Below are 26,501 nucleotides of genomic sequence, written 5' to 3'. Positions count from 1 at the left end.
CGAACGCTAAAAAACACAACTGTTTGAGTGAAACGAGTTTTGTGTTTTTAGTAAGATAAGCCATAGTTAATCTACTTTTTGTAGTCTGAAGCAATTCTTAGTTTTCTTTTAATTTTTTAATAACTTAAGTAGATACGATTAGTGTTTGAAATGTCTCATTCCATTGAATATCATAGCTATTCCATGCTCATTACAAGCTTCGATAGATTCCTTATCTCTAATAGAACCTCCAGGTTGAATTATAGCTTTGATTCCATGTTTTGCACAAGTGTCTACTACATCTCTAAATGGGAAGAAAGCGTCAGAAGCAAGGACAGCTCCCTCTATTCTCTCTCCAGCTCTTTCTATTGCTTGTTCAGTAGGCCAAATTCTATTTGTTTCTCCATTTCCTATTCCAATAGCCATCTTATCTTTAGCTACTACAATAGCATTAGATTTTACATGTTTTACTATCTTCATTCCAAAATCTAAGTCACTCATCTCTTTTTCAGTAGGAGCTTTTTCTGTAACAGTTTCATAGTGAGTAGAAAAACTTAAATCTTCATCTTGTACTAGGATTCCTCCATCTACTTTTACAAGGTTTACTTTGTCCATAGGTTTATGATAGCATTTTATTACTCTTAGATTTTTCTTAGTTCTTAATACTTCTAAAGCTTCCTCTGTAAAACTTGGAGCTATTACTATCTCTAGGAATATTTTTACTAATTCCTCAGCAGTTGCCTTATCTACCTCTTTATTAAGAGCTACTATTCCTCCAAATATAGATACAGGGTCACACTCATAAGCTTTTACATAAGCCTCATGTATATCTTTTCCAATAGCTGCTCCACATGGAGTAGAGTGTTTTACCCCACAACAAGCTGGCTCTTCAAATTCACAAGCTACTTTCCAAGCTACGTCCATATCTCTTATATTATTAAATGAAAGCTCTTTACCATTTAATTGTTCAAAATCTTTCATAGCTCCACTATCAGTAGTTGATACATAGTAAGCAGCTTTTTGATGAGGATTCTCTCCATATCTTAAATCCATAACTTTTTCATATGAAGCATTTAAATAGTGAGGCATCTCATCTCCAAGTAAGAAGCTAGATATAGCTGCATCATAAGCAGATGTTAAGTTGAAAACTTTTCCAGCAAGTCTTTTTCTTGTTTCAAATGTTACCTCTCCAGCTTCCATCTCTCTCATAACAGTTTCATAATCAGTTGTATCACTAATTACTACAACATCTTTGAAAGATTTTGCTGCTGATCTTAGCATTGTAGGTCCACCAATATCTATAAATTCAACTTTCTCTTCAAAAGTCAAATCCTCATTTACTTTCTTAAAGAATGGATATAGATTTACAACTACCATATCAATAGTTTCTATTCCTCTAGCTTTTATAGTGGCCATATGCTCCTCATTATCTCTTATAGCTAAAATTCCTCCATGGATTACAGGGTGTAGAGTTTTTACTCTTCCATCTAACATCTCTGGAGCTTTTGTTACTTCAGCTACCTCTATTACTGGTACTCCATTCTCTTTTAAATATCTATATGTTCCACCTGTTGAGATTATCTCTACATTGTGTTTTACTAAAAATTGTGCAAACTCTAATATTCCATTTTTATCAAAAACTGATATTAATGCTCTTTTCATTATAATAGACTCCTTTATCTTCTTTCTGATATAATTTTTGCAATAGATTCAGGTAAAAGCTTATGTTCTTCTACTAATACTCTCTTTTGTAAAATCTCTGGAGTATCTCCTTCTAAGACCTTTACTCTCTTTTGAGCTATTATCTCTCCACTGTCCACTCCTGTATCTACATAGTGTACTGTACAACCACTCTCTTGCTCTCCAGCTTTTAGTACAGCTTCATGTACCCTTATACCATACATTCCTGGACCACCAAATTTTGGAAGAAGAGAGGGGTGAATATTGATTATTCTCCCCTTCCATTTATTTACAAACTCTTCATCAATGATAGATAAAAATCCAGCTAGAACTATCAAATCAATTCCTCTTTCTGAAACAATTTTATCTATCTCTCTACATAGCTCTTTTTTTAAAACTTTTCTATCTAAGGTATATCCATCTATTCCAGCTTCCTTAGCTCTCTCTACTCCATAGCACTCTCTATCTCCAATTACAACTTCAACTTTACATTGTAACTCTCTACTTTGAGATTTATCTATTATAGATTGAAGATTGCTTCCTCCACCAGAAACTAAAACTCCTATTTTAAACATAGTCCCTTTTCTCCCTTTTGAACATATCCTATTTCAAAAGCTTCTTCTCCATATTTAGCAAGCTCTTCTATTACTCCATCTTTATCTTTAGGGTCTACTACTAGTACAAAACCTACTCCCATATTGAATGTTCCATACATCTCATCTTCTGGGATATCCCCCTCTTTTTGAATATATTTAAATATATCTAATACTCTTAATTTTTCTTTTAATACAACTGGTTGATGTCCTTCACTTATTGTTCTAGGTAAGTTCTCAGGTAATCCTCCTCCAGTTATATGAGCCATACCTTTTACATTATATTTTTCTAATACAGCAAGAACTGGTTTTACATATATTTTTGTAGGTGTAAGAAGAGTTTCACTAATTGGTTTTCCATTGTACTCTTTATTATAGTCAGTTATTACTTTTCTTACTAATGAGAATCCATTACTATGTACTCCAGAAGATGGTATAGCTATTAAGATATCTCCTTCAGAAGTTGTACTTCCATTTACTATTTTAGATTTTTCTACTGCTCCTACACAGAAACCAGCTATATCATAATCTCCTACTTTGTAGAATCCTGGCATTTCTGCTGTTTCTCCACCTATAAGGGCAGCTCCAGCTTGATAACAACCTTCAGCTACTCCAGAAACTAATTCAGCTGCTACTTCAGCATCTAATTTTCCACAAGCTAGATAATCTAAAAAGAATATTGGTTTTGCTCCGTGGCAAAGTACATCATTTACACACATAGCAACAGCATCTATTCCTACCGTGTCATATTTTTTTGTAGTAAGAGCTATCTCTAATTTTGTTCCTACTCCATCAGTTCCAGAAACTAATACAGGATTTTCATATTTTCCTAACTCATACATAGCTCCAAAACTTCCAAGTCCATTTAATACGTTGCTATTCATTGTCTTAGCAACAGCTTTCTTCATAAGCTCTACTGCTCTGTATCCTTCCTCTTTATCTACTCCAGCTTCTTTATATGAAATTGCCATTTTTTCCTCCAAAATTTAAATTATTTTTTACTCTTCTGTTGGTGTATCTACTGGATACTCTCCATTGAAACAACCTACACAGTAATCACAACCCTTTAGGGATTTTAACATATTTTCCATTGATAGATAATCTAATGTATCTGCATTTATCTCTTTTCTTATCTCTTCTACTGATAATCTAGCTGCTATTAACTCCTCTCTATGAGCTGTATCTATTCCAAAGTAACAAGAGTGTTTTACAGCTGGAGAAGCTGAACGGAAATGCACTTCCTTAGCTCCTGCCCTTCTGATTATCTCTATTAAAATCTTACTTGTTGTTCCTCTTACTAGTGAGTCATCAATTATTACTACTCTTTTTCCTTCAAGATTTACTTTTAATGGATTTAATTTTACCATTACAGCTTGCTCTCTCAAAGCTTGAGTAGGTTTTATAAATGTTCTTCCTATATATTTATTTTTTACTAGCCCTATTGCATAAGGTATTCCACTAGCTTCAGCAAAACCGATAGCTGCTGGTATTCCAGAATCTGGTACACCTATTACTACATCTGCCTCTACTTTCATCTGTTTAGCAAGTAATCTTCCAGCCTCTACCCTAGACTCATATACATTTAATCCATCTATTACACTATCAGGTCTAGCAAAGTATATGTGTTCAAATGAGCAAGGTGCTTTTTTATTATTTTCTGAATATTTTACAGATTTTACTCCATTCTCATCTATTATTACCATCTCTCCTGGTAATACATCTCTAATTAGAGTTCCTCCCACAGCATCAATGGCACAAGATTCAGAAGCTAAAATATAATCTCCATTTTCATTTATACCTAAGCAAAGTGGTCTTATTCCATATGGGTCTCTTACTCCTACCAATTTGTTTCCAGCTAAGATTACTAATGCATAAGCTCCTTTTATAGCTCCTACTGTACTTCTTATAGCATCTTCAACATTTCCATTAGCTTTTCTTGCTATCATTTTGATGATAACTTCTGAGTCTATTGAAGTATTAAAAGTAGAACCAGCATCTTCTAATAACTCTCTTATTATCTTTGCATTAGTTAAATTTCCATTGTGAGCTACTGCTATTTGTCCTAATTTATATCTACTCTCAAGAGGCTGAGCATTTTCTAATTTGCTCGCCCCTGTTGTAGAGTATCTCACATGTCCTATTGCAGCATTTCCAACAAGATTATTTAAAGTTTCTGGTGTAAATACATCTGCAGTAAGTCCCATTCCTTTATAAGTTACTATCTCTCCAAAATTAGAAACAGATATTCCCGCACTCTCTTGACCTCTATGTTGAAGAGCATATAATCCGTAGTAAGTTATTTGTGCTACTTCATTTACCTCTTTTGAATATATTCCGAATACTCCACACTCCTCTTCCATTTTATCTTTAGCCATTAGAATTTCTGTGCAGTTCATCATTAAGCCCCCAATCTCTTTAATACTTCTATATAAGCCTCTTCTATTCCTCCAAGGTCTCTTCTAAATCTATCCTTATCTAATTTTTTACCTGTTTCTTTATCCCATAATCTACAAGTATCTGGAGTTATCTCATCAGCTAGTAAGATTTCTCCTGCAGCATTTTTACCAAATTCTATTTTGAAGTCTACTAAAGTAATTCCAATTTTATCAAAAGCATCTTTTAATAGGTTGTTGATTTGACCAGTAATTCTATATATCTCTGCTAACTCCTCATAAGTACAAAGTCCTAAAGCAACTGCATGGTGGTCATTGATTAATGGGTCTCCATAAGCATCATTTTTATAGCAGATTTCAAATATTGTGTTAGTTGGTTTAGTTCCTTCTGGAATTCCAACTCTTGCTGCCATTGAACCAGCTATTACGTTTCTTACTATTACTTCTAATGGGAATATTTTTACTTTTTGACAAAGTTGATCTCTATCATTTAATACATCTACTAAGTGAGTTTTTATTCCATTTTTCTCTAACATTCTGAATAACATAGCTGTTATTTTGTTGTTCATTACACCTTTATTTACTATTGTTCCTTTTTTAGCTCCATTTCCTGCTGTTGCATCATCTTTATAGTGAATTATTACTAAGTTCTCATCTGTTGTTGAATATACTTGTTTAGCTTTTCCTTCATAAATAAAATCTTTTTTTTCTACTGACATTTTAATTCCTCCTGAGATACTTTTAATATTTTATACCTTATTTTTATTTTTTATTGAAATTTAAATTTGAAAACTTCTATTATCTGTAACTTCATAGAAAATCTCTTGATTAAAATCAAGAATAACGAAGATTGAGGAGAATATTAGAGCAAGTCAGTGAAAGCGAATGCCCAAAAACACAATAAGCCAAAGGCTTAACCCTTGTGTTTTTAATGAGCTGAGCCATACTTGCTCTTTATTCTTTGAACGAAAGTTATTCTTGAATTTTATACCTCTAACTTCTTTACGTAATTTACGCAACTCTTTAAGTTTTCAATATTATAATTTATCTTATAGTTCTACTCCTGATTCATTATCAGCTATAAACTTAGCTTTCATATCTTTTCTGAAGTTTCTTAATTTCTCTTTTAGTTCTGGAGATTTTAATGAAAGCATTTGTACAGCTAACATTCCTGCGTTGTATGAGTTATTTACTCCAACAGTTGCAACTGGAATTGATTTAGGCATCTGTACTATTGATAATAATGCGTCCATTCCGTTGAAAGCTGCCTCAATAGGTACTCCTATTACTGGTAGTGTAGTTTTTGAAGCTATAACTCCAGGTAAATGAGCTGCAAGCCCAGCTCCAGCTATAATTACATCATAACCTTCTACCTCTAATTTTTCTAATGTTTCTTCTAATTTTTCAGGTACTCTATGAGCTGAAAGTACATGAGCTGAATACTCTATTCCAAACTCTTTTAAGCAGTTAGCTGCTCCTCTCATCTTCTCTGTATCTGATTTACTTCCGAAAATAATAGCTACTTTCATTTGTCCTCCTAAATTATTTGAAATATTTTACTCCATTTTCAAATATTTTTTGCTCTTTATTTCCAATTATATTTTTAAATACATTGTTTCCATATCTTTCTGTATGTCCCATCTTACCAAATACTCTTCCATCTGGCGAAGTAATTCCTTCAATAGCAAAGCTTGAACCATTAGGGTTGAATCTAAACTCATTAGTTGGTTCTCCCTCTAAGTTGACATATTGAGTTGCCACTTGTCCATTTTCAAATAGCTTTTTAATTACCTCATCACTAGCAAAGAATCTTCCCTCTCCATGTGACACTGCTATTTCAAACTCTGAACCTATTTCTATTCCAGCAAGCCAAGGTGACTTATTAGAAGTTACTTTAGTTTTTACCATTTGAGATATATGTCTACCAATTTTATTGAATGTAAGAGTTGGTGAATCTTCAGTAATCTTTCCTATCTCTCCATAAGGAAGTAACCCAGATTTGATAAGAGCTTGGAATCCATTACAAATTCCTAATATAAGTCCATCTCTCTCTAAGAACTTATGGATAGCTTCTGCTACTTTAGGGTTAGTAAGTACTGTTGCTATAAATTTACCAGAACCATCTGGCTCATCTCCAGCACTGAATCCTCCTGGGAACATTAGGATTTGAGAGCTATTTATCTCTTTTACCATCTTTTCTATTGAGTCATTGATATACTCTTGAGTTAGGTTTCTAAATACTAATATATTTGATTCTGCTCCAGCTTTTTCAAATACTCTAGCTGAATCATATTCACAGTTTGTTCCTGGGAAAGCTGGTACTAATACTCTTGGTTTAGCTATCTTATTTTTGCATACTACTATATTTTTAGTAGTATAAGGAGTCCAGATATATTTTTCAACTTTTTCTACTGTTTTATGAGGGAAAACTGGGAATAGTTTATCTAACCATACCTTCTCTCCAACAGTCATATCTATCTCAATATCTCCTACTATTACTTTGTATTCAGAGATTGTTTCTCCTAATAATTCTACATTTTTACCAGTAAGTTCTACATTTGACTCCACTATAAATGTTCCATATCCTAACTTGAATAACTCATCTCCAAGATTAGATATCTTAGCTCCTACTCTGTTTCCAAATGTCATCTTACTTACTGCTTCAGCTATACCACCAGTTTTTAATGTCATAGCTGATACTATATTTCCATTAACTATATTTTCATGTACATATTCAAAGTTTTCTTTTAACTCTTCCACATTAGGCATATAGTTTTCTAACATATGGTGTTTTACTAAGTAGATTTTATTTCCAGCCTTTTTAAACTCTGGAGATATTACTACACTAGCTTTTACTGGAGATACAGCAAAAGATATTAGTGTAGGTGGAACGTGAATATCATTAAATGTTCCACTCATAGAGTCCTTTCCTCCAATAGCTGGTATTTCAAAAGCTCTTTGCATCTCTATTGTTCCTAATAAAGCTGAGAAAGGTTTACCCCAATTTTTAGGATTTTGTCCAAGTTTTTGGAAGTATTCTTGGAATGAAAGTCTTACTCTCTTATAATCTACTCCCACACTTACTAATTTTGCTAATGATTCAACTACTGCATAAGCTCCACCATGGAATTGTGACCAAGATGATAATACTGGGTTATATCCCCAAGTGATAGCAGAAGCTGTATCTGTTTCCCCTTTAAGTAATGGTAATTTTTGTATACTTACATCTGTTGGAGTCATTTGATATTTTCCACCAAATGGCATAAGTACTGTAGTAGCTCCTATTGTAGAGTCAAATATCTCCATAAGTCCCTTTTGAGAAGCTACATTTAAAGATGATAACATATTGTACCACTTAGCTTCCAAATTCTCTCCTTCGTAAGCTACTTTTGTAAGAGGGCTCTCTTCATAAGAGATATTCTCTACTTCTACCTCTGTCTCTTGAGTCACTCCGTTAGTATCTAAAAACTCTCTTGAGATATCTACTATCTTCTTCCCTTTCCAACTTAGCACAAGTCTATTTGTGTCAGTAACCACTGCTACAACTGTTGCTAATAAGTTCTCTCTATTTGCTAATTCTATAAATTTATCTCTATCTTTAGCCTCTATTACTACTGCCATTCTCTCTTGTGATTCAGAGATAGCTAGCTCTGTTCCACTAAGTCCTAAATATTTAGTAGGAACTACATCTAAGTTGATATCTAGTCCAGGAGCTAACTCTCCTATTGCTACTGATACCCCTCCAGCTCCAAAGTCATTACATTTTTTAACAAGTCTTGTAACCTCTGGATTTCTAAATAATCTTTGGATTTTTCTCTCCTCTGGAGCATTTCCTTTTTGTACCTCTGCTCCACAAAGTCTTAAGGAATCATCTGTATGCTCTTTAGAAGAACCAGTTGCTCCTCCACAACCATCTCTTCCTGTTTTTCCTCCAAGTAGTACAACTATATCTCCTTTAGAAGCATTCTCTCTTCTTACCCAATCAGCTGGTACAGCTCCAACTACTGCTCCTACTTCCATTCTCTTAGCCTTATATCCATCGTGATAGATTTCAGCTACATGCCCAGTAGTAAGTCCGATTTGGTTTCCATAAGATGAGTATCCTGCTGCTGCTCCTGTTGTTATTTTCTTTTGAGGTAATTTTCCTTGTAAAGTATCCTCTAATTTTTCTAGTGGGTTACCAGAACCTGTTACCCTAATAGCTTGATATACATAAGACCTTCCTGATAATGGGTCTCTTATTGCCCCTCCTAAACAAGTAGAAGCTCCTCCAAATGGCTCTATCTCAGTAGGGTGGTTGTGAGTTTCGTTTTTAAACATCAATAGCCACTTTTCTATTTTCCCATCTACATCTACATCTATATATACTGAGCAAGCATTTATCTCATCAGATACCTCTAAGTCATCTAGCTTACCAGTTTTTCTCATCTCTTTTCCACAGATTGTTGCCATATCCATTAGAGATATATATTTTTTCTCAAGTCTTTCTTGATGTACAAATTTTCTTGCTCCCAAATAGTTTTCAAAAGCTTTTTGTAATGTTTCTCCAAAAGCTGATTTTGGGAAAACAATATTTTTTATTCTAGTTTCAAATGTTGTATGTCTACAATGGTCAGACCAATAAGTGTCTAATACTTTTATCTCTGTTTCAGTTGGATTTCTTTTTTCCGTATCTCTAAAATACTCTTGTACAAAGGCTATATCAGCAAATGTCATAGCTAGTCCAAGCTCTTTTCTAAATTTTTCTAACTCCTCAGCTCCATATGTAATAAATCCTTCAAATACAGGAACTTCTTGAGCTAACTCTCCCTCTTCTATCTCTAATTTTTCAAGAGTTTTCTCTCTCATCTCCACAGGGTTGATATAATAATTTTTTACTTTGTTTAGCTCCTCTTCCGATATATCTCCCTCTAAGATTATAACTTTTCCACTTGTTACTACTACATTTTGGTTTTTATCAGAGATTAGATTTAAACATTGCATAGCTGAGTCAGCTCTTTGGTCAAACTGCCCTGGTAAAAATTCTACAGCAAAGTATTTTGCCCCTTTACTGTCTAACTCTTCAGTTACTCTATCTGTTACTATCTCTGAGAATATAAGCTTTTTAGCCTTTGCTAACTCTTCACTATCTATTCCAAAGACATCATAGCAGTTTAGTAACCTTACTTTTTCTAGCCCCTTTAATTGAAGACTCTCTCTTAATTCATTCTCAAGTCTTTTAGCATCTAAATCAAATCCTGATTTCTTTTCTACAAAAATACGGTAATTCATTTCTCCTCCTGAAAAATTTTAACATAGATTTTTTTATTAGAATAATCCTTCTATCTTTCCATTCTCATCTATATCTATCAACTCAGCTGCTGGTTTTTTAGGTAGTCCTGGCATATCTATTATATCCCCAGCCATAGCTACTATAAATCCTGCTCCTGCTGATATTCTTAGTTCATTTATTGTTACAGTAAATCCTGTTGGTCTACCTATTAATGACGCATTATCTGATAAAGATTTTTGAGTTTTAGACATACAAACTGGTAAGTTCCCATATCCTAGCTCATCTATTGTCTTTAACATCTTCTTAGCTCCAGAGCTAAACTCTACTCCATCAGCTCCATATATCTCTTTTGCTATTGTTTCTATTTTCTCTTTTATACTTAAATATAATGAGTAAAGTGGTGTATAGTTATCAGTCTCTTTTTCTAATTGAGCCATTACCTCTTTAGCAAGAGCTATTCCTCCCTCTCCACCTTTTGCCCATACCTCACATAGAGCAACTGGTACATCTAACTCTTTACAGTGCTTTTCAATAAATTCAAGTTCTCTTTCAGTGTCGCTTACAAATCTATTGATTGCTACCACAACTGGTAAGTTATATTTTTTCATATTCTCTATATGTTTATCTAAGTTAGCTATTCCTTTTTCTAATGCTTCTAAGCTCTCTTCTGATAATTCCTTAGCTCCACCATGATGTTTTAGAGCTCTTACTGTTGCTACTATTACTACACAGTTAGGTCTTAGATTTCCTTTTCTACATTTTATATCTAAGAATTTTTCTGCCCCTAAGTCAGCAGCAAATCCAGCCTCTGTTATAGCATAATCAGAAAGTTTTAATGCTAATTTTGTAGCTAAGATTGAGTTACATCCATGAGCTATATTAGCAAATGGTCCTCCATGGATAAATACTGGAGTATTTTCTAAAGTTTGAACAAGGTTTGGTTTTAAAGCCTCTTTTAATAATGCAGTTACAGCTCCCTCTATTTTTAAATCTCCTACTGTAAGAGCTTTTCCATCTCTTGAATATCCAAATACCATACTTCTAATCTTATCTTTTAAATCCATAAGTGAATTTGCTAAACATAGAGCTGCCATTATCTCAGAAGCTACTGTTATTTGGAAAGATGACTCTCTAGGTATTCCATTAGCTTTTCCACCAAGTCCAATAACTACCTCTCTTAATGCTCTATCATTCATATCTACTACTCTTTTCCAAGAGATTTTTGTAACATCTATATTTAGTAAATTTCCTGAATTAATATGATTATCAATACAAGCAGCTATTAAGTTGTGAGCTACTCCTATTGCATGTAAATCTCCAGTAAAATGTAAATTTATATCTTCCATAGGAATTACTTGTGCATATCCTCCACCAGTAGCTCCACCTTTCATTCCAAATACAGGTCCAAGAGATGGTTCTCTTAAAGCAGCTACTGAAGATTTTCCTAATTTATTTAAAGCTTGAGTAAGTCCTACTGTAACTGTTGATTTTCCCTCTCCAGCTGGAGTTGGTGTGATAGCCGTTACCAATACTAGTTTACCATCTTTTTTATCTTCTAATCTTTTTAGCACATCTAGGTTGACTTTTGCTTTATATTTTCCATATTGTTCAATATCATCTTCGGTAAGTCCTACCTTCTTTGCTATTTCTAAAATATTTACTATTTTTGCCTCTTGAGCTATTTGAATATCAGTTTTCACATTTCCCTCCTTGAAGTTTCTATTAAAACAAAAGGTCTAAGTACACACTCATGCTTTACATAAGTACACACTTAGACCACTATTTATATATATTCTTAAGTTTACAATTATGCCTTTGTTAGTAAATGTTTTAAGCCTACTTTTCAGTCTTTTCTTCTTTTTATTAACAAATAGCATTTTCTCCTCCTAATATTTTTCCCCATATATACTAAAGGAGCCAACAAAAAAATCCTTCAACTCATAGCAGTTTATTACAATGGTAAACCGTAGAAACTCCTCTCCATATTAGAGGTATATATGAGATATATTTCTTTCTATATGTTAAGAATATCACAAAAGTGAAACTTTGTCAAAATAAAAACTTTTTTTCTTATTTTATCTATTTTTTATTTTATAATCTGTACTTTTTAATCAAAAATAAAACTATTTGTTTTTTATTTTTTTATATAAAAAATCTATAGCTAAGAGATATCCATCACTTCCTAATCCACAAATTTGTCCTATACAAGCTGGTGCTGTGAAAGATTTGTGTCTAAATTCTTCTCTTTTATGAATATTTGAAAGATGAACTTCTATTGTTGGAATATCTACACTTTTTATAGCATCATACAGAGCTATGGAAGTATGAGTATATGCTCCTGGATTAATTACTATCCCATCATACTTTTCTAAATATGCTCTTTGTATAAAGTTTATAATCTCTCCCTCAATATTACTTTGATATATTGTTACATCAATATCTTTAGCTAAATTCTCCTTAATATATGCACACATCTCTTCATAGGTTTGTACACCATAAATATTTTTCTCTCTTATTCCCAGAAAATTTATATTGGGTCCATTTATTACCATTACTTTCACTATTTTTTCATCTCCTCTAATCTCTCTATAACTCTTTTCTCTACTTCTTCTCTTGTATCTCTATCTATATCTATCCCCTCCCAAAGTTCATCACTTTTTATAGCTTGACCTACAAGCATAGATACTCCATCTACACATTTTAAACTACAATTTTTTGCTAATTGTAAAAACTTTGTAGTCTTAGGATTATATACAATATCAACAGCTATATCAAAACGCTTTAAAATTTCCTCATCTAGTGGAGAGCTATCTATATTAGGATACATCCCTAAAGGAGTAGTATTTACAACAATATCTCCACCTATTATATTTTCATAAGATACTACCTCTATATTTCTAAATCTATTTTTCAACTCTCTTCTCTTTGATTCCACATCTCTTGTTACTACAACTATCTCTTTAGCTCCTAAGTCATGTAGAGCTACTATCACAGATTTTGAAGCCCCACCACTTCCTAGAACATAGCATATTTTTCCTTTTACTTTGACATCATGTTTTTCTAGCATCTCTACGACCCCATAGTAATCACTATTATATCCGTAGCTTTCACCATTTTTTATTTTCACTAGATTTACAGCTCCAATTTTTTCTGCCTCCTCAGAGATAAAATCAAGTTGGCTCATCACAATCTCTTTATAAGGAATAGTTATATTAAATCCTTTTATCCCTTTTTCTTCCATTAATTTTAAAATATCTTTTCCATCTTCAATCTCATACAGTGAGTACTCTGCTTCTACTCCAAGCTTATCAAAAATATAGTTATGTATCTCTGGAGATAGTGAGTGCCCCAATTTTTTTCCCACAAGACCATATTTATTCATATCTGCCTCCTGCTTCATATATCTTATCTAACAATGCTATTGCCATTATTGATTCTATTACCACTACTGCTCTCGGTACTATACAAGGGTCATGTCTTCCCTCTATTTCTAATTCACAATCTTTTTTATCTTTTATATTTATTGTATGTTGAAGCTTAGAAATAGATGGAGTAGGTTTTATAGCAACTTTAAAATTTATAGGCATTCCATTGGATATCCCCCCTAATATTCCTCCGTTATTATTGGATTTAGTTTTCACTATACTATTTTTATAGTAGTATTCATCATTTACTTCACTACCATAATATTTTGCTATATCAAATCCTTTTCCAAACTCTATTCCTTTTACAGCTGGTACAGAAAAAGCTAAATGAGCTATACTACTCTCTAATGAATCAAAAAATGGCTCTCCCAATCCTGCTGGTACTCCTATGGCAAAACATTCTATAGTTCCACCAACAGAGTCTTGATTCATTCTAGCTCTCTCTATCTCCTCTTTTATCTCTACTATTTTCTTTTCATCTAAAATAGCCAGCTCTTTTTTAGCCAGCTCATCAAAAAGCTCTTTAGATAATCTATCTTCATTTGGTGTTTCTAATTCTATATTTTTTATACTCTTTATCATAGCTCCTACATATATTCCCTTTTTAGCTAAGATACTCTTAGCCAAGCTTCCAGCAAAAACAAGTGGGGCTGTTATTCTTCCAGAAAAATGACCTCCACCTCTTACATCATTATATCCTCTATATTTTATATATGCTGAATAATCACTATGACTAGGTCTCATTACCTCTTTTAATTTTGAATAATCTTTAGATTTTTTATCTTCATTTCTAATAATTGCACAAAGAGGAGCTCCTGTAGTCTTACCGTCACAGATTCCACTTAAAATCTCAAAGCTATCACTCTCTTTTCTTTGAGTAGAAAAACTATTTTTCCCTGGTGCTCTCCTTCCCATATCTCTCTCTATGCTTTCAAAATCTATATCTATACCACTAGCTAATCCATCTATATTTATCCCTATTGCTTTTCCGTGAGATTCCCCAAAAATTGATAATCTCAAACTATGTCCCCAATTAGCTCCCATACTCTTCTCCTCTCTCTATTCTTCTAACATAATTATACCACATTTTATCAATTTAATGACGTAAATTTAAAATCATCTTATATGATAAGTTTCTTATAGTATTTTTTTCAAAAATATGATATAATAAGGTCTAAAATTAATTTGTGGAGGGAAAATTTTTATGAAATTAAAATCTTTAATAGCAGGAGTAGCACTACTGTCTTCTGTTTCTTTTGCTGCTACACAAGGAGCTCAATTTTCAGTATTACCAGGAGTTCAATTTGGAGCTACTAAATACGACTCAATAGATGGATTCAGTTTTAATGTTCTTGGTGCTGAAAACCAAAATGTTTCAGGGGTAGATTTATCTCTTATTGGTTATAGAAAAGTCAATGGTAATTTTAATGGATTACACCTTTCACTTTTCTTTGAAGCTTTTAGAGTAGATGGAAATATGAGAGGAATCTCTTTAGCTCTTTGGAATGATGTTAAAGGAGATGTAAATGGTGGAAATCTTGGACTTGTAAATACAGTTGGAGGAAATGCTACTTTCCAATTAGGTGGACTTAATATGGTTAATCAAGAAGCTATGGTTCAAATTGGTTTTGTTAACTATGCTCAACAAGTGGGAGGGCTTCAATTCGGATTTGTCAATGCTACTAAAAAACTAGAAGGATTACAAGTAGGACTTATCAACTATGCTGAAAATGGAGTATTCCCTGTTTTACCTATTGTAAACTTTAGAAAAATATTATTTTAAAAATAGAGTGGTTTTCCCACTCTATCTTTGTTTATTTATGTTTATTATTATTCCCAAGGCTGAAAATACTGTTATAAGAGAACTTCCTCCTGAACTAAAAAATGGCATAGGTATTCCAAATACAGGAAGTATTCCTAAAGCAACAGAAAGATTTATAACCATTTGAATTATTATATATCCTCCAATTCCTATTGCTAAATATTTTCCAAAATAATCCTTTGTTTCCACAGCTGTTTTTTGAATAATATTAAAAAGCAATAGAAATATTGTCAAAAGAAGTAACATTCCTATAAATCCAAACTCCTCACCATAGGAAGCAAGGATAAAGTCAGTTTTTATCTCTGGCAAATAGCTATACTTCTGTACTCCATTTCCATATCCCTTACCTACTAATCCACCACTTCCAAAAGCTATAAGAGATTGCCCCACTTGATATCCTATTCCATAGTCATATTCATTTTTCAAAAGACCATTTAAAAAACTTCCAACTCTCTTTATTTTATAACTCTCATTTGATAAGTCAGTTAGATTACTTACATAGTAAAATAGACCTCCTATTGATACTAAAACAGCTCCTACACTTCCTACTATCAATTTCATATTTAATCTACTCATAAACAACATAAAAGCAAATATCCCCAAATAGTGTATTGATGTTCCCAAATCTTTTTGTAGATTTATTAATAGCATAAATATTCCCATAACTGGTAACAAAGAAAATAGTATTTTTTTATCGTTGTATCTTTCCTCTTCACATTTTTCCATAATATGGGCTATTATTATAATAAATGGCAATTTCATCATCTCTGATGGCTGCACACTAAAAGAACCAAATCTTATCCAACCTATTGCTCCATTTACATGAGGTATTACCCTTGATAATGATGGTATTTTACTTCCTATTATAATTATAATAAATATAATTGTAGATAATAAAAATAAAATTCCACTTATTTTATTTTTATTATATAATTTGTAATTTATCTTTGAAGTAATTATAAAACAGATTATCCCTAAAATTATATAGATAAAATGGTTTCTAATAACCTTTATTCCTTCAAAGTAGATACTATAAAAACTTGCACTAGCCATATTTAAGTTGCTCAATATAACCAAAAAGAAAAGAAGAAGAACTATTCCTCTATTTCTTGCTCTTTTTCTCTTTTCTTTATCTATTTTTTTCAAAGTTCTATTTATTTGATTTCTTTTATAATAAGGATTTTCTGTTTCTAATTTGACTTTGTCCATTCTTTATATCCCTCCAAAGAAATTCTATAAAAATGTTTTTCTTAAATACTTAGCTACTCCATTATCTATATTTTTACCTATCATCTCATTATTAGGAAGCTTTTCTCTAAGTCTTTGAGCACAATTTCCCATAAGAAGTCCCTTACCTACTTCACTTAACATCTCATAGTCATTTAATCCATCACCAAAAGCCATAGTATTTTCTAATGGAATATTAAGTTTTTCCATAATATTTTTTACAGCTTCTCCCTTTGTTACATTTTTTGTCATAAGTTCCAAACACTCTGGTCCAGATAGTGTTATTGAAACCTTATCTCCTATTACCTCTTCAAAATACTTTTCTAGCTTAAATAGTTCCTCTTGATTTTTGCTGATAAAAAATATTTTTATAAATTTTTCTCCAACTATTTTAGAGAAATCCTTTACCTCATATAAAAATCCACTCTCTTTATGAAACTCTATATACTCCTCTTTATGCTCTTCAACATACCATTTTGTATCTGTATATATATGTCTTTCAATCTCTTTGTTACACTTAACATTTAAAATAAAATTAGCTGTCTCTTCATCAATATTTCTCTCATATACTTCATTATTATGCTCATCATGTATTCTAGCTCCATTTGAACTGATAAGATATGAGTCTAATCCCAATTGTTTTTTTATTGCTAAAGCATCTAAGTGATGTCTTCCAGTAGCTATAAATATCTTTTTACCTGTATCTTTAACCTTTTTTATAACTTCCTTTGTTTCATCTGATAATTGATGTTTTTCATTTAAAAGTGTTCCATCTAAATCACAAACTATTGCTTCATATTTCATAAACTTAACTCCTCATCTTTTTTATTTTTATACCTTAATATAATACCATTATTTTTTTTTTTGAAAAGTAATTTTTTTTATTGACATTTTTTTTAAAATATGATATTATTACTTTTGTTGATGAGACGGAATATAGCGCAGTCCGGTAGCGCATCTGCCTTGGGAGCAGGGGGCCGCAAGTTCGAATCTTGCTATTCCGACCATCTTAAATTGGGGTGTCGCCAAGCGGTAAGGCAACGGACTTTGACTCCGTCATGCGTTGGTTCGAATCCAGCCACCCCAGCCATTTGCAATCAACCACTCAAATTATTGAGTGGCTTTTTTTTATCCTAATCAAAATAATTTTCCTATCTTCTTATTTTTAATTCAACTTAAGTTATTTTAAATTTTTTAATTATGTAATCTTCAATTTTATTTTTCTCTTCTATTCTATTTTTCAATATTCTATGCTATAATTGAAAAAAATATTATGAGGTGAATACTGTGGATAGTAGAATATTAAAATTAGCAAAAAATCTTGTTTCTCACTCTTGTAGAGTACAAAAAGGAGAAAAAGTTTTAATAGAAATTTTTGGAGATACTCCTAAAAATCTAGCAAAAGCATTAGTTAAAGAGATTCATTTAGTTAGAGGATTACCTTTCGTCACTTTAAAAGACCAATCTATTACTAGAGAGCTTTTAAAATCTTCTACTAAAGAGCAACTAGAACTAATGGCAAAATATGAGCTAGAAAGAATGAAAGATATGGACTGCTATATAGGGATCAGAGGTAGTGACAATACAGCAGAACTATCTGATGTAGAAGATGAAAAAATGAGAATGTATTCAGATATCTTTATGCTACCTGTACATTTAAAAGAAAGAGTTAATAATACTAAATGGGTAGTACTAAGATATCCTAATAACTCAATGGCACAGCTTGCAAATACATCATTAGAAAATTTTGAAGATTTTTACTTTGATGTATGTTGTCTTGATTATTCTAAAATGGAAAAAGCTATGGACAGCTTGAGTTCTCTTTTAAATAGATCAGATAGAGTTAGAATAGTAGGTCCTGGAACAGATATCAGTTTTTCTATTAAAGGAATGCCTAATGTTAAATGTTACGGACTTAGAAATATTCCAGATGGAGAACTTTATACTGCTCCAGTAAGAGAAAGTGTCAATGGTGTAATCTCATACAACACTCCATCTGTTTATGAAGGATTTACTTTTGAAAATATAGTATTTGAGTTTAAAGATGGTAAAATTGTAAAAGCTACTGCTAATAATACAGAAAAATTAAATGAAATTTTAAACTCTGATGAGGGAGCTAGATATATTGGAGAGTTTGCTTTTGGAGTAAACCCATATATTCTAAAACCTATGAAAGATACTCTATTTGACGAAAAAATATCTGGAAGTATTCACTTTACTCCTGGACAAGCTTATAAACAAGCTGACAATGGAAATAAATCTAGTATTCACTGGGATTTAGTTCTTATCCAAAGACCAGAGTTTGGTGGTGGAGAGATTTGGATAGATGATATATTAATTAGAAAAGATGGTATCTTTGTTTTAGATGAATTAAAAGCTTTAAATCCAGAAAATTTAAAATAAATTAAGGTGGTGTTTTATGCTTATAACTATAGATATTGGAAATACTCATATTGTAACAGGAATCTTTGATGAAAAAGGAAATACTCTTCTTACATTTAGAGTTTCTACAAATGATAAATTGACAGAAGATGAATATTTCTCTTATTTTAGAAATATTTCAAAATTTAATGGAATTGAAATAAGAAAAGTTAGTGGAATAGTTGTTTCTTCAGTTGTTCCCAATCTTATAACTATTTTCCAATTCTTTGGAAGAAAATATTTTAATATTGAGCCTATGATAGTAGACTTAGAAAAAAATCTACCTTTTACATTTGCTAGTAATATGAATCCTACTGGATTTGGTGCTGATAGAATAATTGATATTGTCCAAGCTCTTGAAGAGTATCCTGATAAAAATCTTATCATCATAGACTTAGGTACTGCTACAACTTTTGATGTATTAAAGAAAAATGTCTATGTTGGAGGAGCAATACTTCCTGGAATTGAGATGAGCATCAATGCTCTTTGTGGTAACACAGCAAAACTTCCTAAGGTAAAATTTACAACACCTGAATGTGCATTAGGTTCTGATACTATTTCTCAAATCCAATCTGGTATATTCTATGGATATGCTGGACAGATAAAACATATTATCAGAAAAATGAAAGAGGAAGTAGGAGAAGAGTGCTTTGTAGTTGCTACTGGTGGACTTGGAAAAATCTTATCTGCTGAAATTGATGAGATAGATGTATACAAAGCAGATTTAAGTATAAAAGGTCTATATACTCTATATCAAAATAATAAAACAAAATAAAATTATTTTTTCTTTAAATTTGACTCTTTATAAAAAATCTTGTATAATGTACATGTGCAAATTGCTTAATTTATATCTTTATTATGATATAAAGCGGGGGACCCACTTTTTTGGGGCGAATTTCCTTTATGGAATAGGATACTTTTCAATCCGAGTCCGGCAGCTAACCTCGTCAGCATTGAAAAGAGTTGAGGCTTTATTTTGTTATATTTTTAATTTTACAAATTAAAACACCATGACTCTAGCCTGGTGTTTTTTTGTACAATTTTTTAGGAGGTTTACTTATGGATTTTTTTACTTATATTATACAAGAACGAGCTCAGATTATATCTCTTTTAGTAGAACATATAAATCTTACACTGATATCTGTACTTGTAGCTATTCTTATTGGAGTTCCCATGGGGATTTTAATAAGTCATTTTAAAAAAATAAATAAAACAGTTATGGGAATTGCTAATACTATTCAAGCTATTCCAAGTATGGCACTCTTAGGTTTTCTTATTCCTTTTTTAGGTATTGGAGTTATGCCATCTATCTTTATGGTAGTACTTTACTCTTTACTACCTATTATAAAAAATACTTATACAAGTATTGAAGGAATAAACCCACAGATGATAGAAGCAGCTGAAGGAATTGGACTTACAAAATTACAAATACTTTTTAAAATTCAAATCCCAATGGCTCTTCCTGTTATAATGGCAGGTGTACGTATCTCTGCTGTTACAGCTGTTGGACTTATGACTATTGCTGCCTTTGTAGGAGCTGGTGGATTAGGATTTTTAGTATTCTCTGGAATAAGAACAGCCAATACATATCAAATTTTAGCTGGAGCTATTCCAGCTTGTATATTGGCTCTATTTATTGACTGGACAGCAGCTATTATAGAAAAAATAGTTGTTCCTAAAGGAATAGTTAGTGGAGAGGAGGAAAATAAAAAATCCCTTTCTTACATAAACTAATTTTAACTCTTGCTGTTTTTTTAATCTTATTTTCTAGTGGAAAGAATATTGTTAAAAACTTTATAGCTCCACAAGAAAAAGTAGTTACTATTGCAAGTAAAGATTATACAGAACAAATTCTTCTTGGTAATATGTTAGCAGATTTAATTGAAGATAAAACAGATATCAAAGTTAATAGAAAGTTAGCCTTAGGAGGAACTCAAGTTATTTTTGGTGCTTTAAATAAAGGAGAAGTAGATATGTATATGGAATATACTGGAACTATGTTTGCTGATATGTTAAAGCATAACCCTATAGCTGAAAATGTTAAATCTTCTGATGTTTATTCTATATCAAAAAAAGAGATAGAAGAGAAGTATGATGTATTAGTTGGAAAGGAGATTTCAGCTAATAATACATACAGATTAGCTGTTAGAAAAGAAACTGCTGATAAATATAACTTAGAAAATATCAGTGATTTAATTAAAGTTGCTCCACAATTAACTATCTCATCTACATTTGAATTTACAAATAAACATGATGGGTTACCTGGACTTTTAGAAGCTTATCCAGGACTGAAATTTAAAAACTCTCTATCTATAGATGGAGCTCTTCGTTATCAGGCTATTGCTAATAAAGAGAGTGATGTAATAGATGCCTTTGCTACTGATGGATTAATATCTACATATAATTTAGTAGTTTTAGATGATGATAAAGAGTTTTTCTTACCTTACCATGCTGTACCATTAATAAGAGAAGATATTGCTAATAAATATCCTGAGTTAAAAAATATAGCTGATTCACTTGTTGATGTTTTAACAGATGAAGTAATGAGAGAATTAAATAATCAAGTAGATACATACAAAAGAGAACCTCAAGAAGTAGCTCATGAGTTTTTAATCGAAAGAGGTCTAATATCTAAATAATTTTAGATATTAAAAGGAGGTATGAAATGATAGAATTTATAGGAGTAAATAAAATATTTAAAAATAATATAGTTTTACACGATATAAATTTAAAAATAGAAGATAAAAGTATTACAGTTTTTGTAGGTCCATCTGGTTGTGGAAAAACTACTACACTAAAAATGATAAATGGACTTATCAAACCTACATCTGGAAAAATCCTTATAGATGGAGAGGATATTTCTAAAAAAAATATTATTGATTTAAGAAGAGGAATAGGATATGTTATCCAACAGACAGGTCTTTTCCCTCATATGACAATAAAAGAAAATATCGAATTAGTAGCTAAGTTAGAAAAAGTTCCAGAGTTAGAAAGAGAAGAAAGAGTAAAAGAGCTTATGGATATGGTGGGATTACCCTATGAAAAATTTGCTGATAGATACCCTAAACAGCTAAGTGGTGGACAGCAACAAAGAGTTGGTATAGCCAGAGCTTTTATGACAAATCCTGATATAATTCTTATGGACGAGCCATTTTCAGCTCTTGACCCTATTACTCGTTCTCAGCTCCAAGATGAGCTAATCAATATCCAAACTCAGTATAAAAAGACTATAATATTTGTTAGTCATGATATGGATGAGGCGGTTAAGATTGCTGATAAAATATGTATAATGGGTACTGGTAAAGTCATTCAACATGATGATCCTGAAACTATTTTAAAAAATCCAGCAAATGATTTCGTAAGTAATTTTGTTGGAAAAAATAGAATTTGGTCATCTCCAGAGTATATAAAAGTAAAAGATATTATGCTTGACAACCCTATCACTTGTTCTGCTGAGATGAGTCTATTTAAGTGTGTAAGAAAAATGAGACATGAAAGAGTTGACTCGCTTCTTGTAATTGACAGAAAAGGAAAATTTGAAGGAATAATAACTGGTAAGCTTATACAAAAAGAGAAAGATCATTATAAAACTGTAAGAGAGATATTAGAAACTCCAGAGTTTACTACTGGACCAGAAAACTCTATAATAGATGTTTTAAAAGAAGTAAATGAAAATAAATTATCTAGTTTACCAGTAGTAGATGAAAATGGAATTTTAAGAGGAATTATTACTAAAACTAGTCTAGTAACTACATTAAGTCAACAATTTGATATCACAGTCAATTAAAATATTTATAAGGAGGAGATTTATTTATGGATACGGGACCCCAATTTAATCTTTTTTTAAATCTTTTATTTTTAGTCTTTTTGACTATGACAAATGCTTTTTTTGCTTGTACAGAAATAGCTATGGTTTCTATTAACAAGAACAAAATCAATCTACTTGCAGAAAATGGTAACAAGACAGCTAAACTCATACAGAAAGTCTTAGCTGAGCCAACTAATTTTTTATCAACTATTCAAGTTGCTATAACTCTATCTGGATTCTTTGCCAGTGCTTCTGCAGCAACAGGTTTTGCTGAGATATTGAGTAAGAGATTAGTTGCTTTTAATCTTCCTTACACTAAGGAGATTTCTATTATAATCGTTACCATAACACTATCTTATTTTACTCTTGTATTTGGAGAGTTAGTTCCTAAAAGGATAGCCTTACACAAGGCAGAAGCAATAAGTATGTTTGCTATAAGACCAATATATATCATAGCAAAGCTTACTTTCCCTTTTATCAAATTATTATCAGTTTCTACAAATATAATTTTACGTATACTTGGATTTAAAATTGATAATGTTGAAGAACAGGTATCTGAAGAAGAGATAAAATCTCTATTAGAAGTTGGACAAATACACGGAGTTTTTAATAAGACAGAAAAGGATATGATTACATCTGTACTATCTTTTGATAATAAATATGCAAAAGAGGTTATGACTCCAAGAACAGATACCTATATGATTGATATCAATACTCCATTAGATGAGTATCTTGATGAGTTTTTAACTAAAAAACATTCAAGAATTCCTATATATGATGGGGAGATAGATAATATTGTCGGTGTTCTTTTTATCAAAGATTTTATTTTAGAAGCTAGAAAAAAAGGCTTTGAAAATGTCGATGTTCGTTCTATAATGAGAAAACCATATTTTATCCCTGAAACTAAGAAAATAGATATTTTATTCAAAGAGATGCAAGCTTCAAAGATATTTATGTCTATTATCATAGATGAGTATGGTGGTTTTTCTGGAATAGTTACTATGGAAGATTTAATTGAAGAGATTGTTGGTTCTATTGAAGAGGAGTATGAGAATAAAGAACCAAAACTAACTCCTATTGGAGAAAATATTTATCTTGTAGATGGACTTTTCTCCCTTGATACTCTTAACTATGAATTAGGTTTAAATCTTTATTCTGATAACTACGATACCCTTTCTGGATTTATTATGGGAGAGCTAGAAAGAGTTCCAAATGAAAAGGAAAAAATTGTATTGGAGTATAATAATGTTATTCTAGAAGTTTTATCTGTGAAAGATAAAAGAATTGCTAAAGTAAAATTGACTTTAGCTCATAAAGAACTCAATACTGAAACAACTGAAGAGTAGTAGTTATAATCTAAGAAATTATATAACTATTCAGCTAGTAAATTAATTTAAGAAAACTCAAAGAATTGTGTAATTTATAAAGAGAAGCTAGATTAACTTAGTGAAATCGAACGCTAAAAAATGCAATAAGTCGAAGACTCAACCCTTCCAATAGTAGCGGAGTTTTAACGACTACTACTATTGTAACACAGAAATTTATTTTCTGTGTTACATTAAGGAAACACTTAAAGCTTTGCTTTCTGTGTCTCAAAATTCTTAGAGAGCTAAAGCTCTTAGAATTTTGGAAGCTCATAGTTAATCAACTTCTTAGAATATGAAGCAATTCTTAGTTTTCTTTTTAAATCATAAATAGCTGGATAGTTACTTAAATTTTATATAATCTCTATCTTCTTTTCTATATAATATATAGCTCCATCTTCTAATCTCAACTGTATAGGATATATTTCCACTCCCTTAGATTTTGCTTCATAAAATAGCTTTGAAAACTCCTCATCAGTTTCATATTTAGGTCTAAATTTATCAGAATCTCTAAATACCAATAACATAACAGCAGCTCTATCTCCACTCTCTTTTAATTTTATCAACTCTTTTAAATGCTTACAAGCTCTTGTGCTTGGAGCATCTGGAAATTTTGCTACCTTATCTTCTGAAAGAGATACTCCCTTTACCTCTATCCATATCTTTTTATCTCCACTAGCTAAAAGATAATCCAATCTACTATCCCCTATTTTCACCTCAGCTTTTATACTATCTACCTCTCCGAAAGGAGAAATATCAAAATCTTTTAAGATATTTTCTGAAATATATCTATGAAAAGAAGAGTTTATTAATACTCTTTCATCTTTTTCTTGAGTCAAAGCAGAAATAACATCAAAAGCTGTCTTTCTTTTTTCTAGATTAGTAGCTCTCTTTACTCCTACCTCATTTCCTTGAAAAAGTAGCTCTCTTATTCTACCAGAATCATGTACGTGACATTTTTCTACCTTATTATTTATCTCTATTTCAGCTATAAACCTATTAGGTCTATCTACAAATTTTCCTATCTCTATTTTTCCTATATCATATATTTTTTTCATATTTCTCCTAAAAATAAAGACAACCTAAAAAAGTTGTCTTTTAAAATACTATTTATTATATTTACACTCTTGATAAGTTTCTTCTGCTAGCTCTTTAAAGTTACGAGATTCTAAAGCTTTAATAAATTCTCTTTGAATTCCATTAAATGCTCTATGCACAGCACATTCTCCTTTTCTTAAAGAACATGACTCAGGGTCATTTACACAATCTTTTATACATATAACTGGTTCTATTGTCTCTACTGCATCTCTTAATGTTATTTCTTCGCTAGGTTTAGTTAATTGATATCCTCCTCTAGCTCCTTTAAAAATTTTTACAAGACTAGCTTTTTCTAATTTCTTTAAAATTCTTAAACTAAATAGATGTGGAATATCCTCAGCATCAGATATCTCATTTGAAGATACTATTCTATTCTCTCCATATTTTGTTAAATAAAGTAGAATTCTGATTACATACTCAATTTCATTTTTAATCCTCATAACAATCTCCCTGATTTTTTAATATATGAGTTATTATATCATAGTATACCAAAATTTGCAACTTTTATTTACTTACCTCTCTTGCGTTTTCCACGTTCTCTCCTAGTGCTGCTTTTATAGCCACAATAGCAACTTCCAGTTGTTTCAAGTCTGGTTCTTTAGTTGTTATCTTTTGTAATGAAAGCCCTGGTAAAGCTAGAGTCTTTATACAAAAGTTATCTAAGTGCTTTGAACTATATCTTTGAATCTCATAAGATATTCCAGCTATAAGAGGCATCAATATTACTCTTAAAACTACTTTCATTGCTATTCTTCCTATCACAGTAGCTGGTGTTGGAAATAGAAAATCTATTGTTGAAAATACAATAATTGCTATCAACATAACTATAAGTAAAAAACTAGTTCCACATCTTGGGTGTAATGTTGTAAACTTTTTAGCATTTTCAGGAGTTAACTCCATATTATTTTCATAAGCATATATTGATTTATGCTCTGCTCCATGATACTCATATACTCTTCTCACATCTTTTGAAAAAGATATAAGCCAAATATATAGAATAAAAAACAGTAATCTCAATACAGCTTCTAAAAGATTTGAATATAGTTTATTATCTAAAAATAAAAAGCTTCCTATCAATGAAGGTAAAACTATAAATAGTCCTATCCCTAATCCCAATGAAACTACTGTAGTCAAAATAGCTTCCTTTTGACTGATTTGTTCCTCTTCTTTTTCTTCAGCTTCATTTGCTGAAAATGTAAGCTCTTTTATTCCCATAACAAGAGCATCAAAAAGCATAACAGCTCCTCTTATAAAAGGAATTTCTGCTAATTTCCCTTTCTTTTTTGAAATAGGCGTCTTTTTATATACAATTTCACCAGAAGGCTTTCTAACCGCTGTAGCTATACAAGTTGGACTTCTCATCATCACTCCCTCTATTACAGCTTGTCCTCCTATACTTATTCTCTCGTTCATATCTGT

At 31.4% G+C, this 26,501-nt stretch carries 23 protein-coding genes, 2 tRNA genes and 2 riboswitches; of the genes, 9 read left to right on the top strand and 16 right to left on the bottom strand.

Annotated elements, in window-relative coordinates:
• Positions 1-138: 138 nt before the first annotated feature.
• The 11 genes from purH to aroC all read right to left on the bottom strand — a co-directional run bounded on the left by purH (position 139) and on the right by aroC (position 14,386).
• Positions 139-1,644, bottom strand: coding sequence for a bifunctional phosphoribosylaminoimidazolecarboxamide formyltransferase/IMP cyclohydrolase (gene purH, locus FMAG_RS12030; RefSeq protein WP_040494135.1), 1,506 nt, complete (start codon positions 1,642-1,644; stop codon positions 139-141).
• A gap of 11 nt (positions 1,645-1,655) precedes the next feature.
• Positions 1,656-2,234, bottom strand: a complete 579-nt coding sequence (gene purN / locus FMAG_RS12025; protein ID WP_005887050.1) for a phosphoribosylglycinamide formyltransferase — start codon at positions 2,232-2,234, stop codon at positions 1,656-1,658.
• A complete protein-coding gene (gene purM, locus FMAG_RS12020; protein ID WP_005887049.1) occupies positions 2,222-3,223 on the bottom strand; it encodes a phosphoribosylformylglycinamidine cyclo-ligase in 1,002 nt (333 codons plus the stop codon). Before purM ends, purN begins: the two co-directional genes overlap by 13 nt.
• 27 nt (positions 3,224-3,250) lie before the next feature.
• The gene (purF, locus tag FMAG_RS12015) at positions 3,251-4,648 is read right to left on the bottom strand and encodes an amidophosphoribosyltransferase (RefSeq protein ID WP_005887048.1); all 1,398 of its coding nucleotides are present in this window, start codon (positions 4,646-4,648) and stop codon (positions 3,251-3,253) included.
• 2 nt (positions 4,649-4,650) lie between these two features.
• Complete coding sequence (gene purC, locus FMAG_RS12010; RefSeq protein ID WP_005887046.1) at positions 4,651-5,364, bottom strand: phosphoribosylaminoimidazolesuccinocarboxamide synthase; 714 nt, start codon at positions 5,362-5,364, stop codon at positions 4,651-4,653.
• Positions 5,365-5,694: 330 nt separating this feature from the next.
• Positions 5,695-6,174 carry a 5-(carboxyamino)imidazole ribonucleotide mutase gene (gene purE / locus FMAG_RS12005; protein ID WP_005887045.1) on the bottom strand — a complete coding sequence of 160 codons (480 nt, stop codon included), beginning with the start codon at positions 6,172-6,174 and terminating at the stop codon, positions 5,695-5,697.
• Between the two features lie 13 nt (positions 6,175-6,187).
• Entirely contained in the window at positions 6,188-9,916 is a 3,729-nt protein-coding gene (locus tag FMAG_RS12000; protein WP_005887044.1) for a phosphoribosylformylglycinamidine synthase, read from the bottom strand.
• A 36-nt stretch (positions 9,917-9,952) separates the two neighbouring features.
• Positions 9,953-11,617 (bottom strand): formate--tetrahydrofolate ligase, encoded by a 1,665-nt coding sequence (locus tag FMAG_RS11995; protein ID WP_005887043.1) that lies wholly within the window; start codon positions 11,615-11,617, stop codon positions 9,953-9,955.
• A 221-nt stretch (positions 11,618-11,838) separates the two neighbouring features.
• Positions 11,839-11,938, bottom strand: a riboswitch (purine riboswitch).
• A gap of 102 nt (positions 11,939-12,040) precedes the next feature.
• Entirely contained in the window at positions 12,041-12,478 is a 438-nt protein-coding gene (aroQ, locus tag FMAG_RS11990) for a type II 3-dehydroquinate dehydratase (RefSeq protein ID WP_005887042.1), read from the bottom strand.
• A complete protein-coding gene (aroE, locus tag FMAG_RS11985) occupies positions 12,478-13,299 on the bottom strand; it encodes a shikimate dehydrogenase (protein ID WP_005887041.1) in 822 nt (273 codons plus the stop codon). The genes aroQ and aroE overlap by 1 nt, the downstream gene beginning before the upstream one ends.
• The gene (gene aroC, locus FMAG_RS11980; protein ID WP_005887040.1) at positions 13,292-14,386 is read right to left on the bottom strand and encodes a chorismate synthase; all 1,095 of its coding nucleotides are present in this window, start codon (positions 14,384-14,386) and stop codon (positions 13,292-13,294) included. The genes aroE and aroC overlap by 8 nt, the downstream gene beginning before the upstream one ends.
• A 160-nt stretch (positions 14,387-14,546) precedes the next feature.
• Here aroC and FMAG_RS11975 point away from each other — a divergent pair, with 160 nt between their 5' ends.
• Positions 14,547-15,125, top strand: a complete 579-nt coding sequence (locus tag FMAG_RS11975) for an LA_2272 family surface repeat-containing protein (protein ID WP_005887039.1) — start codon at positions 14,547-14,549, stop codon at positions 15,123-15,125.
• A 21-nt stretch (positions 15,126-15,146) separates the two neighbouring features.
• Here the strand turns inward: FMAG_RS11975 and FMAG_RS11970 are convergent, their stop codons facing one another.
• Positions 15,147-16,373 carry an FtsW/RodA/SpoVE family cell cycle protein gene (locus FMAG_RS11970; protein ID WP_005887038.1) on the bottom strand — a complete coding sequence of 409 codons (1,227 nt, stop codon included), beginning with the start codon at positions 16,371-16,373 and terminating at the stop codon, positions 15,147-15,149.
• A gap of 24 nt (positions 16,374-16,397) precedes the next feature.
• Positions 16,398-17,195 carry a Cof-type HAD-IIB family hydrolase gene (locus FMAG_RS11965; protein WP_005887037.1) on the bottom strand — a complete coding sequence of 266 codons (798 nt, stop codon included), beginning with the start codon at positions 17,193-17,195 and terminating at the stop codon, positions 16,398-16,400.
• Positions 17,196-17,321: 126 nt separating this feature from the next.
• Here FMAG_RS11965 and FMAG_RS11960 point away from each other — a divergent pair.
• The 8 genes from FMAG_RS11960 (at position 17,322) to FMAG_RS11930 (ending at position 23,966) form a co-directional block, all read left to right on the top strand.
• Positions 17,322-17,398, top strand: a tRNA-Pro gene (locus FMAG_RS11960).
• A gap of 8 nt (positions 17,399-17,406) precedes the next feature.
• Positions 17,407-17,481, top strand: a tRNA-Gln gene (locus tag FMAG_RS11955).
• A gap of 197 nt (positions 17,482-17,678) precedes the next feature.
• A complete protein-coding gene (locus FMAG_RS11950; protein ID WP_005887035.1) occupies positions 17,679-18,794 on the top strand; it encodes an aminopeptidase in 1,116 nt (371 codons plus the stop codon).
• 16 nt (positions 18,795-18,810) lie between these two features.
• Positions 18,811-19,587, top strand: coding sequence for a type III pantothenate kinase (locus FMAG_RS11945; protein ID WP_005887032.1), 777 nt, complete (start codon positions 18,811-18,813; stop codon positions 19,585-19,587).
• A gap of 52 nt (positions 19,588-19,639) precedes the next feature.
• Positions 19,640-19,780: riboswitch (cyclic di-AMP (ydaO/yuaA leader) on the top strand.
• 91 nt (positions 19,781-19,871) lie between these two features.
• The gene (locus tag FMAG_RS14165; RefSeq protein WP_261660871.1) at positions 19,872-20,546 is read left to right on the top strand and encodes an ABC transporter permease; all 675 of its coding nucleotides are present in this window, start codon (positions 19,872-19,874) and stop codon (positions 20,544-20,546) included.
• A gap of 131 nt (positions 20,547-20,677) precedes the next feature.
• Positions 20,678-21,451 carry a glycine betaine ABC transporter substrate-binding protein gene (locus tag FMAG_RS14160; protein WP_261660870.1) on the top strand — a complete coding sequence of 258 codons (774 nt, stop codon included), beginning with the start codon at positions 20,678-20,680 and terminating at the stop codon, positions 21,449-21,451.
• 26 nt (positions 21,452-21,477) lie between these two features.
• Positions 21,478-22,599, top strand: coding sequence for a betaine/proline/choline family ABC transporter ATP-binding protein (locus FMAG_RS11935; protein ID WP_005887030.1), 1,122 nt, complete (start codon positions 21,478-21,480; stop codon positions 22,597-22,599).
• Positions 22,600-22,625: 26 nt separating this feature from the next.
• On the top strand, positions 22,626-23,966 hold the full coding sequence (locus FMAG_RS11930; RefSeq protein ID WP_005887029.1) for a hemolysin family protein: 1,341 nt from the start codon (positions 22,626-22,628) through the stop codon (positions 23,964-23,966).
• 371 nt (positions 23,967-24,337) lie between these two features.
• Here the strand turns inward: FMAG_RS11930 and sfsA are convergent, their stop codons facing one another.
• The 3 genes from sfsA to FMAG_RS11915 all read right to left on the bottom strand — a co-directional run bounded on the left by sfsA (position 24,338) and on the right by FMAG_RS11915 (position 26,495).
• Positions 24,338-25,042 (bottom strand): DNA/RNA nuclease SfsA, encoded by a 705-nt coding sequence (sfsA, locus tag FMAG_RS11925; protein WP_005887027.1) that lies wholly within the window; start codon positions 25,040-25,042, stop codon positions 24,338-24,340.
• A 48-nt stretch (positions 25,043-25,090) separates the two neighbouring features.
• A complete protein-coding gene (locus tag FMAG_RS11920; RefSeq protein ID WP_005887023.1) occupies positions 25,091-25,522 on the bottom strand; it encodes an RrF2 family transcriptional regulator in 432 nt (143 codons plus the stop codon).
• Positions 25,523-25,586: 64 nt separating this feature from the next.
• The gene (locus FMAG_RS11915; protein WP_005887022.1) at positions 25,587-26,495 is read right to left on the bottom strand and encodes a DUF1385 domain-containing protein; all 909 of its coding nucleotides are present in this window, start codon (positions 26,493-26,495) and stop codon (positions 25,587-25,589) included.
• Between the last annotated feature and the right edge of the window lie 6 nt (positions 26,496-26,501).

Origin of the sequence: Fusobacterium mortiferum ATCC 9817, from assembly GCF_000158195.2 — a bacterium.
Taxonomy (GTDB): Bacteria; Fusobacteriota; Fusobacteriia; order Fusobacteriales; family Fusobacteriaceae; genus Fusobacterium_A; species Fusobacterium_A mortiferum.
Note: the sequence above shows the minus strand (reverse complement) of the source record. Positions and strands in the feature narration are given on the sequence as shown.

Bases quoted from the DNA above. Each gene is read 5' to 3' on its own strand.
- FMAG_RS11935 (WP_005887030.1), top strand. From the start codon at position 21,478: ATGATAGAATTTATAGGAGTAAATAAAATATTTAAAAATAATATAGTT.
- FMAG_RS11970 (WP_005887038.1), bottom strand. From the start codon at position 16,373: ATGGACAAAGTCAAATTAGAAACAGAAAATCCTTATTATAAAAGAAAT.
- purC (WP_005887046.1), bottom strand. From the start codon at position 5,364: ATGTCAGTAGAAAAAAAAGATTTTATTTATGAAGGAAAAGCTAAACAA.
- FMAG_RS11945 (WP_005887032.1), top strand. From the start codon at position 18,811: ATGCTTATAACTATAGATATTGGAAATACTCATATTGTAACAGGAATC.
- purE (WP_005887045.1), bottom strand. From the start codon at position 6,174: ATGAAAGTAGCTATTATTTTCGGAAGTAAATCAGATACAGAGAAGATG.
- sfsA (WP_005887027.1), bottom strand. From the start codon at position 25,042: ATGAAAAAAATATATGATATAGGAAAAATAGAGATAGGAAAATTTGTA.
- FMAG_RS14165 (WP_261660871.1), top strand. From the start codon at position 19,872: ATGGATTTTTTTACTTATATTATACAAGAACGAGCTCAGATTATATCT.
- purN (WP_005887050.1), bottom strand. From the start codon at position 2,234: ATGTTTAAAATAGGAGTTTTAGTTTCTGGTGGAGGAAGCAATCTTCAA.
- purM (WP_005887049.1), bottom strand. From the start codon at position 3,223: ATGGCAATTTCATATAAAGAAGCTGGAGTAGATAAAGAGGAAGGATAC.
- FMAG_RS11965 (WP_005887037.1), bottom strand. From the start codon at position 17,195: ATGAAATATGAAGCAATAGTTTGTGATTTAGATGGAACACTTTTAAAT.
- FMAG_RS11930 (WP_005887029.1), top strand. From the start codon at position 22,626: ATGGATACGGGACCCCAATTTAATCTTTTTTTAAATCTTTTATTTTTA.
- FMAG_RS12000 (WP_005887044.1), bottom strand. From the start codon at position 9,916: ATGAATTACCGTATTTTTGTAGAAAAGAAATCAGGATTTGATTTAGAT.
- aroE (WP_005887041.1), bottom strand. From the start codon at position 13,299: ATGAATAAATATGGTCTTGTGGGAAAAAAATTGGGGCACTCACTATCT.
- purF (WP_005887048.1), bottom strand. From the start codon at position 4,648: ATGAACTGCACAGAAATTCTAATGGCTAAAGATAAAATGGAAGAGGAG.
- FMAG_RS11975 (WP_005887039.1), top strand. From the start codon at position 14,547: ATGAAATTAAAATCTTTAATAGCAGGAGTAGCACTACTGTCTTCTGTT.
- FMAG_RS11915 (WP_005887022.1), bottom strand. From the start codon at position 26,495: ATGAACGAGAGAATAAGTATAGGAGGACAAGCTGTAATAGAGGGAGTG.
- aroC (WP_005887040.1), bottom strand. From the start codon at position 14,386: ATGGGAGCTAATTGGGGACATAGTTTGAGATTATCAATTTTTGGGGAA.
- FMAG_RS11920 (WP_005887023.1), bottom strand. From the start codon at position 25,522: ATGAGGATTAAAAATGAAATTGAGTATGTAATCAGAATTCTACTTTAT.
- FMAG_RS14160 (WP_261660870.1), top strand. From the start codon at position 20,678: ATGTTAGCAGATTTAATTGAAGATAAAACAGATATCAAAGTTAATAGA.